Origin of the sequence: Paraburkholderia bryophila, assembly GCF_013409255.1 — a bacterium.
Taxonomy (GTDB): domain Bacteria; phylum Pseudomonadota; class Gammaproteobacteria; order Burkholderiales; family Burkholderiaceae; genus Paraburkholderia.
The window spans coordinates 1,524,528-1,539,458 of the sequence record NZ_JACCAS010000001.1 but is presented as its reverse complement, the minus strand read 5'-3'; the positions used below and the strand labels follow the sequence as shown (position 1 = coordinate 1,539,458).

The 14,931-nt window shown below is 62.0% G+C and carries 12 protein-coding genes and 1 pseudogene; 8 read left to right on the top strand and 5 right to left on the bottom strand.

Annotation, left to right across the window (positions count from 1 at the left end; all coding sequences use genetic code 11):
• Complete coding sequence (locus GGD40_RS06875) at positions 1-3,489, top strand: error-prone DNA polymerase (RefSeq protein WP_179705821.1); 3,489 nt, start codon at positions 1-3, stop codon at positions 3,487-3,489.
• 107 nt (positions 3,490-3,596) lie between these two features.
• Here GGD40_RS06875 and GGD40_RS06870 read toward each other — a convergent pair whose 3' ends face one another.
• Both GGD40_RS06870 and GGD40_RS06865 read right to left on the bottom strand, forming a co-directional pair.
• Positions 3,597-4,523, bottom strand: a complete 927-nt coding sequence (locus GGD40_RS06870; protein ID WP_179743196.1) for a dTDP-4-dehydrorhamnose reductase family protein — start codon at positions 4,521-4,523, stop codon at positions 3,597-3,599.
• 13 nt (positions 4,524-4,536) lie between these two features.
• Positions 4,537-4,770 carry a heavy-metal-associated domain-containing protein gene (locus GGD40_RS06865; RefSeq protein ID WP_179743195.1) on the bottom strand — a complete coding sequence of 78 codons (234 nt, stop codon included), beginning with the start codon at positions 4,768-4,770 and terminating at the stop codon, positions 4,537-4,539.
• 124 nt (positions 4,771-4,894) lie between these two features.
• On the opposite strand from GGD40_RS06865, the gene cueR reads away from it, so the two are divergent.
• From cueR to GGD40_RS06845, 4 genes and pseudogenes are all read left to right on the top strand, one after another.
• A complete protein-coding gene (gene cueR / locus GGD40_RS06860) occupies positions 4,895-5,317 on the top strand; it encodes a Cu(I)-responsive transcriptional regulator (RefSeq protein ID WP_105511922.1) in 423 nt (140 codons plus the stop codon).
• A gap of 305 nt (positions 5,318-5,622) precedes the next feature.
• Entirely contained in the window at positions 5,623-5,769 is a 147-nt protein-coding gene (locus tag GGD40_RS06855) for a DUF3563 family protein (protein WP_081935903.1), read from the top strand.
• A 234-nt stretch (positions 5,770-6,003) separates the two neighbouring features.
• Entirely contained in the window at positions 6,004-6,357 is a 354-nt protein-coding gene (locus GGD40_RS06850; protein WP_179743194.1) for a hypothetical protein, read from the top strand.
• 165 nt (positions 6,358-6,522) lie between these two features.
• Positions 6,523-6,822: pseudogene (locus GGD40_RS06845) on the top strand (ABC transporter substrate-binding protein); the annotation flags it as partial.
• A gap of 51 nt (positions 6,823-6,873) precedes the next feature.
• Here the strand turns inward: GGD40_RS06845 and GGD40_RS06840 are convergent.
• Together GGD40_RS06840 and GGD40_RS06835 are read right to left on the bottom strand one after the other, a co-directional pair.
• A complete protein-coding gene (locus GGD40_RS06840; protein ID WP_179743193.1) occupies positions 6,874-7,719 on the bottom strand; it encodes a 23S rRNA (adenine(2030)-N(6))-methyltransferase RlmJ in 846 nt (281 codons plus the stop codon).
• Between the two features lie 212 nt (positions 7,720-7,931).
• Positions 7,932-8,903, bottom strand: a complete 972-nt coding sequence (locus tag GGD40_RS06835) for a potassium channel beta subunit family protein (protein ID WP_179705813.1) — start codon at positions 8,901-8,903, stop codon at positions 7,932-7,934.
• 223 nt (positions 8,904-9,126) lie between these two features.
• On the opposite strand from GGD40_RS06835, the gene GGD40_RS06830 reads away from it, so the two are divergent.
• On the top strand, positions 9,127-9,924 hold the full coding sequence (locus GGD40_RS06830) for a 3-hydroxybutyrate dehydrogenase (protein ID WP_097391917.1): 798 nt from the start codon (positions 9,127-9,129) through the stop codon (positions 9,922-9,924).
• 10 nt (positions 9,925-9,934) lie between these two features.
• The gene (locus GGD40_RS06825; protein ID WP_179743192.1) at positions 9,935-11,173 is read left to right on the top strand and encodes a DUF3734 domain-containing protein; all 1,239 of its coding nucleotides are present in this window, start codon (positions 9,935-9,937) and stop codon (positions 11,171-11,173) included.
• Positions 11,174-11,281: 108 nt separating this feature from the next.
• On the opposite strand, the gene GGD40_RS06820 is transcribed toward GGD40_RS06825, so the two are convergent.
• Entirely contained in the window at positions 11,282-12,481 is a 1,200-nt protein-coding gene (locus GGD40_RS06820) for an amino acid aminotransferase (RefSeq protein ID WP_179705809.1), read from the bottom strand.
• A 312-nt stretch (positions 12,482-12,793) separates the two neighbouring features.
• On the opposite strand from GGD40_RS06820, the gene uvrB reads away from it, so the two are divergent.
• A complete protein-coding gene (gene uvrB / locus GGD40_RS06815; protein ID WP_179743191.1) occupies positions 12,794-14,884 on the top strand; it encodes an excinuclease ABC subunit UvrB in 2,091 nt (696 codons plus the stop codon).
• Positions 14,885-14,931 lie beyond the last annotated feature (47 nt).

Sequence of the window (14,931 nt, the reverse complement as noted above, 5' to 3'; positions counted from 1 at the left end):
ATGACGAATTCGCAACCATCATCGCCCATTGAACATGCGCTCGCGGCCAATTTGCCGGCGTATGCGGAGTTGCATTGCCTGACGAACTTCTCGTTTCTGCGTGGCGCATCGCATCCGCACGAACTCGTGGAACAGGCCATGTCGTGCGGCTACAGCGCGCTCGCCATTACCGACGAATGCTCGTTGGCGGGTGTCGTACGTGCGCACACGGCGTTAAAAGAAATCGAACAGGAGCGCGAGCGTCAACTGACAGAACCCCACGAATCAAAACCCATCCCTCATCTGATCATCGGCAGCGAACTCAATCTGACCGACGACACCGGCAAGCCCTTCTGCACGCTGGTTGCGCTCGCAACCAACCGCAACGGCTACGGCAACCTTTCCGAACTGATCACGCTGGCCCGCTCACGCGCGGACAAAGGCAGCTATCGCCTCGGCCCGTCCGACATCGCCGATTCGTTGCCGCATCTGGAACATCTGCAGGCGTTGCCGGACTGCCTTCTGATGCTTGTGCCGCAGCGCACGGCGACGCTTGCTCACACGCTGCGTTGCGCGCATTGGCTCGCGTCGTTCGCGGCGCAGCGTGCGTGGATCGCGCTCGAACTCTGGCAAACCGGCAGCGACGATCTGCAGATCGACGCATTGCGGATGATTTCATCCGCGAGTGGTTTGCCGCTGGTCGCGGCCGGCGGCGTTCTGATGCATACGCGCTCGCGCAAGCCTTTGCAGGACACCATGACCGCGATCGGCCTCGTGACGCCGCTCTCGGCATGCGGCCACGCGCTCGAGGCGAATGCCGAGCGGCACATGCGCACGCGCGTGCGGCTCGGCAAACTGTATCCGCGCGACACGCTCGAAGAAACGCTGCGGATCGCCGCGCTATGCCGCTTCTCGCTCGACGAACTCAAATACGAGTATCCCGAAGAACTGGTGCCGGCCGGCGAGTCGCCGTCGAGTTATCTGCGCAAGCTGGTCATGGCCGGCGCGGTGGAGCGCTGGCCCGACGGGATGGACCTGAAACGAATCGGTCAGATCGAGAAGGAGCTGGGGCTGATTGCCGACCTGAAATACGAAAAGTATTTCCTCACCGTGCACGATATCGTGAGCTTTGCTCGTTCGAGAAACATCCTGTGCCAGGGACGCGGATCGGCGGCGAATTCGATCGTGTGCTACTGCCTGCATGTGACGGAAATCGATCCGGTGCAGATGAACATGCTGATCGAGCGCTTCATCTCGCGTGCACGCAACGAGCCGCCGGATATCGACGTCGATTTCGAGCATCAGCGCCGCGAAGAGGTGATTCAATATATCTATGCCAAGTACGGCCGTCATCGCGCGGCGCTGACGGCGTCGCTGATTACGTATCACGCGCGCAGTGCGCTGAAGGACGTGGGCAAGGCGCTGGGTCTCGAGGCGTCGTTGATCGAACGGATCAGCAAGTCGCAGCAGTGGTGGGACGGCACGGACGCGGTCGCCAAATATCTGGCCGAAGCGGGCTTCGACGCCAACTCGCACATCACGCAGAACCTGATTCGTCTCACCAGGGAGTTGCGTAGTTTTCCGCGCCATCTGTCGCAACACGTCGGCGGTTTTGTGATCGCGAAAGACAAACTATCGCGGCTCGTGCCGATCGAAAACGCGACGATGAAAGACCGCAGCGTGATCGAGTGGGACAAGGACGACATCGACGCGCTCAAGCTGCTGAAGGTCGACGTGCTGGCGCTCGGCATGTTGTCGGCGATCCGGCGCGCGCTGGAATTCGTCGCGCTGAGACGTGGATTTCCGCGCTTCAGAATGCAGGACATTCCGCGCGAGGATCGCGCCGTCTACGAAATGTGCGGCCACGCCGATACGATCGGCGTGTTCCAGATCGAATCGCGCGCGCAGCAAAGCATGTTGCCGCGTTTGAAGCCGGACAAGTACTACGATCTCGTGATCGAAGTGGCGATCGTGCGGCCCGGGCCGATTCAGGGCGGCATGGTGCATCCTTATCTGCGTCGCAAGCAAGGTCTCGAAGCGGTCGATTACGCCAAGGACGAATTGCGGCCGGTGCTCGAACGCACGCTCGGTGTGCCGATTTTCCAGGAGCAGGTCATGCATCTGGCGATGGTCGCGGCGAAATATACCGGCGAGCAGGCCGATCAGTTACGTCGCGCGATGGCCGCGTGGCGGCGCAGCGGCAACATCGAAAAGTATCAGAAGGATTTGAGCGAGCGCATGCTCGAACGCGGTTATGAGCCGGCATTTATCGAGCGCATCTGCAAGCAGATCGAGGGCTTCGGCGAGTACGGTTTTCCGGAGAGTCATGCGGCGAGTTTCGCGTTGCTCGTCTATCTCAGCGCGTGGCTGAAGCGTTATGAGCCGGCGGCTTTTCTGGCGGGCTTGCTGAACAGCCAGCCGTTGGGGTTTTATTCGCCGTCGCAACTCGTGCAGGATGCGAAGCGTCATGGCGTCCCGGTGTTGCCGCCCGATGTGACGCTGAGCGATTGGGAATCCACGTTCGAGCGGCGCGATCACGAAGGGCAGCGGATTTCAGCGGACGAGACCTGTCTGCATCGTCAGCACGCCGTGCTATCCGCGCAGCAATTGCGCGATCTGGCGCTGCGGCGGTTGACGGTGAGCCGGACGATCCGTCGCGCGGCCAAACGCATGACGGCTCGCGTGTTTCAAGCGTCGAACACGTATGGTGCGCGCGGTCCGGCGGTGCGTATCGGCATGCATCTGATCAAAGGACTGGCGCAGGGCGCCGCCGAACGCATCATGGCGGCTCGCCGCGACGCGCAGTTTGCCGACGTCGACGATCTGGCGCGTCGCGCGGCGTTGACGCGGCGCGATCTCGAAGCGCTCGCCGCGGCGAATGCGCTGGTCAGTATCGCGGGTCATCGGCGTGAAGCGTGGTGGGCCGTGACCGCGCAGCACACGGTGCCCAAACTGCTGCGCGACGCACCGATCGCCGAAGCGCCATTGGCATTGCCGCAAGCGGCCGAGAGCCGCGAGATCGTCGACGATTACGCCAGCATTGGCCTCACGCTCAATCGTCATCCGCTCGCGTTGTTGCGTCCGCGGCTTGCGCAGCAGCGTTTTCGCGCGGCCGCCGAACTTGCCGCGTGTCAGCACGGCACGCTGGCGCGGGCATGCGGCATCGTCACCGTGCGGCAGCGGCCGGGCACGGCGAACGGGACGGTGTTCGTTTCCATCGAAGACGAGACGGGGTCGGTCAATGTGATCGTCTGGCCGTCGCTGGTGGAGAAGCAGCGCAAGGTGTTGCTAGGCGCGTCGTTGCTGGCGGTTTACGGCGTCGTGCAGCGTGACGATGGCGTTGCGACTGGTGGCGATAACGGCAAGGCGGGGCAGACGGTGAATGGGAAGCCGGGCGGCAAGGGGAAACGGAAAAACACGGGCGAGGTGATTCATCTCGTCGCGCATCGTCTTGTGGATCTGAGTGATTGGCTCGGCGAACTCGCCACGGCGAGTCGCGATTTTCATTGAGACGGTTTGGGGTTTTGCGGGTGTGGGGTGGTTGGGTGGTCAGGCACTCAAGCGCTCAAGCGCTCAAGCGCTCAAGCTCAAACTCGCGCTCACACCAGCGCCCGCATTCACGCCGCCTTATCACCGCGCCACGGAAACGCCGCCAACACCTGTCGGATCGCCGTATCGAACGGCGTACGGCGGCCGATCCCAAGCGCTTCGAGTCGGTCCGACGCCAGATGGCAGTTATGCGGACGCGGCGTCGCATCGGTCGGCCTGTGTTGCGGCGTCAGCCGCGCGTCGACCCGCAACGCTTCGGCAAGACGTATCGCGATTTCGTACTTGGTCATCGGCTCGTCGCCCGACCATTGCACGATGCCGCTGATCGCTTCGCCGCGCGCGTGCCGTTCGAGCATCTGCCGGATCACGAACGCGATATCCGGCGTGAAGGTCGGATAGCGGATCGCCCAGGCATCCATGACCGCGGGCTTGCCATCCGCCGATGCCGATGCCGATGCCGCGATCGCCGGCACGAGACTCGTCACCGCCGATTCCGCCCAGCCGACGATCGGCCCATACAGTAGCGGCAAACGCAGTACGCAGCCGAGATCGGTCGTGTCCAGCAGCGCGCGCTCGCCTTCGAGCTTGCTGCGTCCATAGGCGTTGAGCGGCGAGGGCGCGGAGTCATCTCGATAGGGCGGGTGGGCGCCGTCGAAAACGTAGTCGGTGGAGATCGACAGCGTCCAGGCGCCGCGCCGGTTTGCCGCGGCGGCCAAGGTGCGCACCGCGTCGACATTCAGTGCGCGGGCCAGCGCCGGATCGTGCTCGCACACGTCCGGCCGACGTTCCGCGGCGGCAATCACGAGCGCGTCCGGTGCTTCGCGCTCGACGAATTGCTCGACCGCGCGGGCGTCGCGAATATCCAGTGTGAGGGCGTTCGGCACCGGGCGGCTGAACGTCGTGGCGACGACTTGCCAGCCGGTCTGCTGCGCCAGTTCGGCAACGAGCGCACGGCCGAGCAGCCCGGAGGCGCCAATGACAGCAACTTTGAACATGACGTGAACCCGCCTAGCGAAGCGCGCCGCCGCCTGCGGCGCCGCTGGTCACGCTTTTGACCGTGTAGCCGGCGTCGTCGATGGCGGCCTTCAGCGCGTCAGCCGATTGCGCCGATTCAACCATGACGCGTCCCGCCGCCAGATCCACCTGAACCTGCGCGGCTTCATCGTGCTCGCGGATTGCATTCGTCACCGCTGCCACACAGTGTTGGCAGCTCATGCCTTCTACCTGAAATTCGATCGTCATCGGGATGGGTCTCGAGGAAATGGAGATTGCGAGAGTTGAATTATGCCTGCCGATCCGCACTTAAGTGCTAGACCCTCCCATCATGGGAAGGTGTAGGATCCATTCCTACCTTGGGGGAACAGTGATGAATATCGGTGAAGCGGCCCGCTCGTCGGGCGTCACGGCGAAGATGATTCGCTACTACGAAAGCGTCGGCCTGCTGATGGCGAAGGCGCGCACCAGCGCCGGTTATCGCGTATACGGCCCGCAGGAGGTTCACTCGCTGCGCTTTATCCGGCAGGCGCGCCGGCTCGGTTTCCTGGTCGAAGATATTCGACGGCTGCTGGCGTTGTGGCACGACCGCTCACGCGCCAGCGCCGAAGTGAAGGCGATCGCGCTGGAACATGTAGCCGAACTCGATCGCCGAATCGCCGAACTCACCGATATGCGCGACACGTTGGCGCATCTGGCGGACCATTGTCACGGCGACGACCGGCCTGATTGTCCGATTATCGAGCGGCTCGCTGACACCGATCTAGTGTCGGGGCACGGTTGTCATCCAGTTTGATCGTGCGTTAACGGCGGAAGGTGCAACCTGCGGCGGAGTTTTGTCGCAACCGGGCGGTATTTGCACTAACAAAGTGCAAAATAATTTGGGGTGATATCGACTTCCAGGAAATTCAGACTTTCTGGATAGATAAATCAAAGACTTAGCTGCACTGTTACCGTGCACCATTCCAAAGCGGAATGCACGTCATGCGGGCATTTCATTAGCAAGGTTGCACCATAGGGCTATAATCCGGGTTAACCCTTTTACGGGAAATCCCTGATGAACAGTGCACCGGGGATTCAATCTGATCCTTGGAGAACATCATGTTTGCATACATTCTTGAAAAGCTGAGCACCTGGTTTGAAGCCGCAGAACGTAACCGTCGTGAAGCCTACCTGGCATCGTCGTCGGATATCGTTCAGTTGGAACAACGCATCCGCACGCTCGAAACGAACGGCTACTCGCTGTAAGTTTCATCCGCGTCACGTTGGACCGGTAGCGCTCGGTAGCGCAGCCCTTGCAGTAAGTGTTGAGCCCCGTGTTGACGGGGCTTTGTCACATCTGGGCCCGGAAAAATCGCACAACACGGCGCGTACGATGCCCGTTACTGGCGAATATGAACTAGCCTGGCGGGAGACGTCGCGGTAAGGTAAGACGTTTTCAGTATCTTCTCCGGCGTTCTCAAAATTCAACCGGTGCGTCCTATGCCTTCCGTCCGTTCGCTCAAATTCATCTTCGCCGTGGCCGCAGCGGTCTCGCTGACGACGATTTTTACCGCGCCGGTTGCCTACGCCGCGTCGAGCACGAACACGACGCGCAAGCCGTTGATCCTCGACTCGCAGAACGGTATCAACGACGGCCAAAGCGGAACCGTGCTGCAAACCGCGCCGCTCTCGCATCAGCCGATCGTCGGAGCGCAGCCCATCGCAGCGCCCACCGAGCTCGCGCCTAATTCGTCGATGCCTTACGTTGTTGCGCCGTATATCCAGTTGCCCATGGGCGGAAACACACCGCAGCCGCCACGGCCGCAGCCGCGCCCCGTGCCGCGATCGCAATAGGCGTCGCCGGCGTTTCCGCCTGGTCGCTTCCTTTCTCCCCGATCTCCTGTAACGCATCGCGACGCACCGCCAGTGCCTGGTCGTCGTCGCGGTGTTGAAATCGAAAGCGGATCAGCTCAAGACGTTGGGCGACTTAAAAGGCGCAAAGGTGAGCGTGAGCGCGCCGGGCTCGCCAATGCGATCGTGCGCGCGGACCACTGGCTGCAGACCGCGAGCGACGCCGATCTGTTGAAGATCGTGCCCTCGGCCTATCTGCTCAACGACCCGGCGCTTTATGTGGAAGCCTTCCACAACGTGCGCGACGCCTATTCGCCGGATGGTCTGATGCCCGCGGATGGCCCGGCAACTTCGTTGCGGGCGCTGTCGTCGTTCGATAACCGGCTCGATCCGAAGAAGATCGATCTGAACGCAACATATACGAACACGAACGATTTTGCGCGGAAGGCCGCGATGCAACTGAAGTAGGCTGGTAGGGCAGCGAGCTATCGGGGACGCGGTTTTTGCCCGCCGCCAACCTCAGTCGCCGCGATACTCGACCTTGAACTGCGCGGCCTTATCTTCACCGAGCGCCTTCACCAGCCACGGCATCTGATCCTTCAACGTCTTGGCCAGCGTATACGGCGGGTTCAGGATGAACATACCGCTACCGAACAGGCCAAAGCCATCTTCCGGCGGATTGCTCACCGTCAGGCTCACGTGCAGCCAGTTACGCTCCTGCAACTTCTTCAGTTGATCGGGAAAGCGTTGCGATTCAAGACGCCGCACCTGCGGATACCAGACCGCATAAGTACCGGTCGGAAAGCGCTTCAGGCTCTCTTCGACGCAGCGCAGCGTGCGCGTGTAATCGCGTTTGTCTTCGTACGACGGATCGAGCAGCACCAGCGCACGGCGCGGCGCCGGCGGCAGCAACGCGAGGATGCCCTCGAAGCCGTCGCCGTCGTAAAGCATGGCTCGGCGGCCCGCGTCGCGGAAATTGTGGCGAAGTACGTCGATTTCGGTGGTGTGCAGTTCGAACAGACGCATGCGGTCCTGCTCGCGCAACTGCCGCCACGCGATGTAAGGCGAACCGGGGTAGAAGCGCAGTTGGCCGTCCGGATTAAGCGCGGCCACTTCGTCGACGTAATCGGCGAACAACGACGGCAGATCGTTGCGTTCCCACAGTTTGGCGATGCCGGTCTGGAACTCGCCAGTCTTGATCGCGTAGCCTTCCTTCAGCGAATAGACGCCGGCGCCTGCATGCGTGTCGATATACCAGTAGGATTTGTCCTTCTGGCCGAGGTAGCGCAAGAGCTGCAACACGACGGCGTGTTTCAGGACGTCGGCGTGATTGCCTGCGTGAAAGGCGTGGCGGTAGCTAAGCATGATGAGGAGACGCTGAAAGAAGGCGTGCCGGCCCAGGTCGGATCCGGCGATGCGGGTGCAATATGGCTGCACAGCGGGCATAGAGCGCCGATGCGAGGCGCGGTCGCGTATTGTACGCGACGCCGCGCCACGCTTCGCGCTTTGCAGCAAGCTCCGCGTAACACGGCCGTGGCTCAGTCTGGCCCATGTTACGCGGCACGGCGCGAGTCCGGTCAGTCGTACGCGTCGCCGATAATGTCTTCGATCTTCTGTTTGATCTCCGGCGTGATTCGCGTGGCCACTTCGGCGGATTGCATGTTCTCGCCGATCTGTTCGACCCGCGACGCACCCGTGATCACCGTGCTCACATGCGGATTCTTCAGAAGCCAGGCGATCGCCAGTTGACCGATCGTGCAGTCCAGCTCGTCGGCCACTTCGCCGAGTTTGCCGACCACATTGTTCTTGCCCGAGTCGGTGAGTTGCTTGCGCAACCAGTCGTAGCCTTGCAACTGTGCGCGGCTATCGGCGGGCACGCCGTCGCGGTATTTGCCGGTGAGCAGACCGGACGCAAGCGGACTCCACGTGGTCAGTCCAAGACCGATGTCCTCATAAAGCCGCTTGTATTCCTGTTCGACGCGTTTGCGATGAAACAGGTTGTATTGAGGCTGCTCCATGACCGGCTTGTGCAGATGATGACGCTCGGCGATGTCGTACGCCGCGCGAATTTCGTCGGCGCTCCATTCGGACGTGCCCCAGTACAGCGCCTTGCCGCGCGTGATCATGTCGCTCATGGCCCAGACGGTTTCCTCGACGGGCGTGTTCGGGTCAGGACGATGACAGAACACCAGATCGACATAATCGAGCTGCAGACGCTTGAGCGACGCGTCGATCGCGTTCAGCAGGTATTTACGGTTTAGCGTGTGGTACTGATTCGGCGCTTCCGCCAGGCCCCAGAAAAATTTCGTCGACACCACGTAGCTGACGCGCGGCCACGCCAGTTCCTTGAGCGCCTGGCCCATGATCTCTTCCGACTTGCCGCCGGCGTAGACCTCGGCGTTATCGAAAAAGTTGACGCCGGCGTCGCGCGCCGCCGCGAGCGATTCACGCGCCGCGCCATGGTCGACCTGATTGCCGTAGGTGACCCACGAGCCGATGGATAGTTCGCTGACTTGCAGGCCAGAGCGGCCCAGACGTCGATAATTCATGCCTTCCTCCTTGTTGGTGATGCCACAGGAATCTCGCCGAAAACATCCAGTTTAAAGAGATCCCGGTCGATGTGCGTTTTACCGATGGAGTTCACACGGTTCATGCACAATAGCAGCGTTGGCCGCAGTGCAGCATTCAGCCGAACGGCCTATGCCGTTTGGCTGACTTCACGCCGCCCGCGGTCCGTGGTCTCATTGCTCATCAACTGCATGGAGGTTCTGGATGTCGTCACTGAACACGAATCTGAATGGCAAAGTCGCGGTAGTCACCGGTGCTGCTAGCGGCATCGGCAAGCAGATTGCGCTCACCCTTTCGGCAGCGGGCGCGGCGGTCGCGATCGCCGACCTGAATCAGGACGGGGCGAACGCCGTCGCTGAAGAAATCAAACAGGGCGGCGGCAAGGCAATCGGCGTGGCCATGGACGTCACGAACGAAGACGCTGTCAACCAGGGCATCGACAAGGTTGCCGCCGAATTTGGCTCGATCGATATTCTGATTTCCAACGCCGGCATCCAGATCGTCAATCCAATCGAAAATTATTCGTTTTCCGACTGGAAGAAAATGCAGGCGATTCACGTGGACGGCGCCTTCCTGACCACCAAGGCCGCACTCAAGCACATGTATAAAGACGATCGCGGCGGCATCGTGATCTACATGGGCTCGGTCCATTCGCATGAAGCGTCGCCGCTGAAGTCCGCTTACGTGACCGCCAAGCACGCGTTGCTGGGCCTCTCGCGTGTGCTGGCCAAGGAAGGCGCGAAGCACAACGTGCGTTCGCACGTGGTGTGTCCGGGTTTCGTGCGCACGCCGCTCGTCGACAAGCAGATCCCCGAACAGGCCAAAGAACTCGGCATCAGCGAAGAAGACGTGATCAAGCGCGTGATGCTGGGCGGCACCGTCGACGGCATCTTCACCACGGTGGAAGACGTCGCGCAGACGGTGCTGTTCCTCTCCACCTTTCCGACGGCGGCGCTGACCGGCCAGTCCTTTATTGTGAGCCACGGCTGGTACATGCAATAAGGAGGCGCCCATGGCGCAACGCAATCTCAAGCGGGCGCGCGTAGGCGCGCCCGGCGACGGGGAGGGCGAGGGCGCGGGTCCCGCGCCCGCTGCACACCCCGGCCGGCACCTCCATTTGCCCAACTATGAAACCGTCGCCCTGGTGCTGCAAGGCGGTGGCGCATTGGGCGCCTACCAGGCCGGCGTCTATCAAGGGCTCTACGAGGCCGGCATCGAGCCCAACTGGCTGGCGGGTATTTCGATCGGCGCGTTGAATACGGCCATCATCGCCGGCAATCCGCCGGAGAAGCGCGTCGAACGACTGCTGCAATTCTGGGAGACGATCTGCCAGCCGGCATTCGGTCCGCCGCTGCCGGCCTTTATCGAACACGCGCTCTTCAATTCCAGCGAGGCGATACGCAAGGCTTTCACGGCCACCCAGGCGATGGGCGCTATTGTCGAAGGGCAAAAGGGCTTTTTTGTGCCGCGTTTCCCGCCGCCGTTGCCCACGGTGTCCGGGCCGCCGCAAATGGCCAGCTACTACGACACCAGGCCGCTGAAGGCTACGCTTGAAGCGCTGTGCGATTTCGACCGGATCAACTCGAAGGAAATGCGCGTGTCGGTGGGGGCGGTCAATTGCGGTACGGGGAATTTCGCGTACTTCGATAACACGCATACCACGCTGAGGCCTGAGCATTTCATGGCATCGGGTGCGTTGCCGCCGGGCTTCGCGGCGGTCGAGATCGACGGTCAGTACTACTGGGACGGCGGCTTGATGTCGAATACGCCGCTCTACGAGGTGATGCAGTCCACGCCGCGTCACGACACGCTCGCGTTCCAGGTCGATCTGTGGAGCGCGATCGGGCCGGTGCCGGACAACATCACCGACGTTCAGGGTCGCATGAAAGACATCCAGTACTCGAGCCGAACGCGCCTCGTGACCGATATGCTGCAACGCTCGCAGCGTTTCCGGCATGTGCTGCGCGAGGTGCTGGACCGTGTACCGTCCGATCAGCGTGACGATCCGTGGTGCAAGCTGGCCGACGATCTATCGTGTTCGAAGCGCTACAACGTGATGCATCTGATCTACCGGCAAAAGGAATACGAAGGGCATTTCAAGGACTTCCAGTTCGGCCTGACGACGATGCGCGAACACTGGCAAAGCGGTCTCGACGACATCCACCGTTCGCTTGCTCAACCCGATTGGCTCGACATGCCGGATAACGATGCGGGTTTTGTCACGCACGATATTCACCGCGATTCACGCTGAGAAGATCGCAAGCCATACCCGCCACAAACGAAAAACGGCGCCCTCGAGGGCGCCGTTTTCACGTCAGCCAGGCCGCGCGCGGAACAAGCCGCGCGCCGGCATGCCGTCTTACTTCAACACGTGAGCGATGGCGTTAGCCACGACGTCGAGATTGCGCGTGTTCAGCGCGGCCACGCAGATACGGCCGGTGCCCACTGCATAAATGCCGAACTCTTCGCGCAGACGGTCCACTTGCGGCGACGTCAGACCCGAGTAGGAGAACATGCCGCGTTGCGCGTTCACGAAGCTGAAGTCGCGATCCACGCCGCTTGCCTTCAGGCGTTCGACCAGACCGTTGCGCATGGCGCGGATACGGTCGCGCATTTCAGCCAGCTCCGTTTCCCACGTGGCGCGCAGTTCGGCCGACGCGAGCACCGCGGCGACCACCGAACCGCCATGCGTGGGCGGGTTCGAGTAGTTCGTGCGGATCACGCGCTTGAGTTGCGACAGCACGCGCGAGGATTCTTCCTTGCTCGCGGTGATGATGGACAGCGCGCCGATACGCTCGCCGTACAGCGAGAACGACTTCGAGAACGACGACGACACGAACACGTTCAGTTCCGACGCGGCGAACAGGCGCACGGCTGCGGCGTCTGCTTCGATGTTGTCGCCGAAACCCTGATAAGCGATGTCGAGGAACGGCACCAGATTGCGCGCCTTGACGACTTCGACCACCTGCTTCCATTGCTCGACGCTGAGGTCGACGCCAGTCGGGTTGTGGCAGCACGCGTGCAGCACGACAACCGTGCCCGCCGCGTAGCTGTTCAGCGCGGCCAGCATGCCTTCGAAGTTCACGCCATGCGTTTGCGCGTCGTAGTACGGGTACGACAGCACTTCAAAGCCCGCGCTTTCGAACAGCGCGCGGTGGTTTTCCCAGCTCGGGTCGCTGATCGCGACCTTGGCGTTCGGATCCAGGCGCTTCAGGAAGTCCGCGCCGATCTTCAGCGCGCCCGTGCCGCCCAGTGCCTGCGCCGTCACGACGCGACCGGCCGCGATCAGCGCCGAGTCGTTGCCGAGCAGCAGCGTTTGCACGGCTGCGTCGTAGGCGGCGATGCCTTCGATCGGCAGATAGCCGCGCGGCAGCGCGGCTTCGACGCGCGCCCGCTCGGCTTCGCGCACGGCGCGCAGCAGCGGAATCTTGCCTTCTTCGTTGAAGTACACGCCGACGCCAAGATTGACCTTGGTGGCGCGCGCATCGGCGTTAAAAGCTTCGTTCAGGCCCAGAATCGGGTCGCGGGGAGCAAGTTCGACGGCGGAGAACAGAGACATGATGGGTGGGCAGCAGTAGTGAAAAGAGGGCGGCGGCATCGAGCGCGGGGCGGCCCGGCCAGCGGCGTCTGACAAAAAACACAGGCGGGTGGCGGGCGGCTGCGAGCGAGCGCAACTTCGCATTGTAACGAATTCACGGCCTTTTTTCGGCCGACGCGGCCTGTCGAAGGGAATTAATTGCTTGAAAAACAGGCAGCCGGGCGCCACGTGGTAGTCAGTGGATCGAGTTCCAACCTCTACGCGGACCCGCTCAGCCCGGGCTCGCGCAACCCGTTAGAATAGTTCTTTGCCCAAGGCCCGGTGCCGCCCCACATGTCCGAACAACACCACACTGAAGCCGAAGACGCGCTCGACGAATCCAAGTTCGTCACGTTCGAAGGCTCGCCGTTCCAGCTCTACCAGCCGTACCTGCCGGCCGGCGACCAGCCCACGGCGATCGACACCCTCGTCGAAGGCGTCGAAGACGGTCTGTCGTTCCAGACGCTGCTCGGCGTGACCGGCTCCGGCAAGACCTTCACCATGGCCAACACGATCGCCCGGCTGGGTCGTCCGGCGATCGTGTTCGCGCCGAACAAGACGCTCGCCGCGCAGCTTTATTCGGAGTTCCGCGAGTTTTTCCCGCGTAATGCGGTCGAGTACTTCGTTTCGTACTACGACTACTATCAGCCGGAAGCGTACGTGCCGCAGCGCGACCTGTTCATCGAAAAGGACTCGTCGATCAACGAGCACATCGAGCAGATGCGGCTGTCGGCCACCAAGAGCCTGCTGGAGCGGCGCGACGTGGTGATCGTGGCGACGGTGTCGGCGATTTACGGTATCGGCAATCCGTCCGAATACCACAAGATGATTCTGACGCTGCGCACCGGCGACAAACTCGGCCAACGCGACATCATCGCGCGGCTGATCGCGATGCAGTACAACCGCAACGAAGCCGATTTCCAGCGCGGCTCGTTCCGCGTGCGCGGCGACACCATCGACATTTTCCCGGCCGAGCACGCCGAGATGGCGGTGCGCCTCGAACTGTTCGACGACGAAGTCGAAACGCTGCAACTGTTCGATCCGCTCACCGGCCGCGTGCGTCAGAAGATCGCGCGTTTCACGGTGTATCCGTCGTCACACTATGTGACGCCGCGCGATACGGTGATGCGCGCGGTCGAAACCATCAAGAACGAGTTGCGCGAGCGGCTCGAATTCTTCTATGGCGGCGGCAAACTGGTCGAAGCGCAGCGTCTCGAGCAGCGCACCCGCTTCGATCTGGAAATGCTGCAGGAGCTGGGCTTCTGCAAAGGCATCGAAAACTACTCGCGGCATTTTTCGGGCGCGGCGCCCGGCGAGCCGCCGCCTACGCTGGTCGACTACCTGCCGCCGGACGCGATCATGCTGCTCGACGAATCGCACGTGCTGATCGGTCAGTTGAACGGCATGTACAACGGCGACCGGGCGCGCAAGGAGAATCTCGTCGACTACGGTTTCCGTTTGCCGTCGGCGTTGGACAACCGGCCGCTCAAGTTCAACGAGTTCGAACGCAAGATGCGCCAGGTGGTATTCGTGTCGGCCACGCCGGCGGATTACGAGCAGAAAACCGCTGGGCAGGTGGCCGAGCAACTGGTGCGACCCACTGGGCTCGTCGATCCGCAAATCGAGGTGCGGCCGGCCCGCAGCCAGGTCGACGACGTGCTCGGCGAGATCAACGAGCGCGTCAAGGTCGGCGATCGCGTACTGGTCACCGTGCTGACCAAGCGCATGGCGGAGCAGTTGACCGAGTTTCTGGCCGATCACGGCGTCAAGGTGCGCTATCTGCACAGCGACATCGACACGGTGGAGCGGGTTGAAATCATCCGCGATCTGCGGCTCGGCACGTTCGACGTGCTGGTCGGGATCAACCTGCTGCGCGAAGGGCTGGATATTCCGGAAGTGTCGCTGGTCGCGATTCTCGACGCGGACAAGGAAGGCTTTCTGCGCTCCGAGCGCTCGCTGATTCAGACCATCGGCCGGGCGGCGCGTAACGTGAACGGCAAGGCGATTCTGTACGGGGACAAGGTGACCGACTCGATGCGTCGCGCGATCGACGAAACCGAGCGGCGGCGCACCAAGCAGACCGCCTTCAATCTCGCGAACGGCATTACGCCGCGCGGGGTGGTCAAGCGGATTCGCGACATTATCGACGGCGTGTACAACGTCGACGACGCGCGCGCCGAACTGAAGGAACAGCAAACGCGCGCGAAGTTCGAGGACATGTCCGAGAAGCAGCTCTCCAAGGAGCTCAAGCGCCTCGAAAAGCAGATGATGGAGCACGCCAAGAATCTGGAATTCGAGAAAGCCGCGCAGACCCGCGACCAATTGGCGCTGCTGCGCCAACGCGTGTTCGGTGCGAACGTCGGCGACCACATCTCCGGCGTCTGATTCGTCTGATTCACGTATCGCCAGCACTCGAGGCGCGGCAGTCTGCC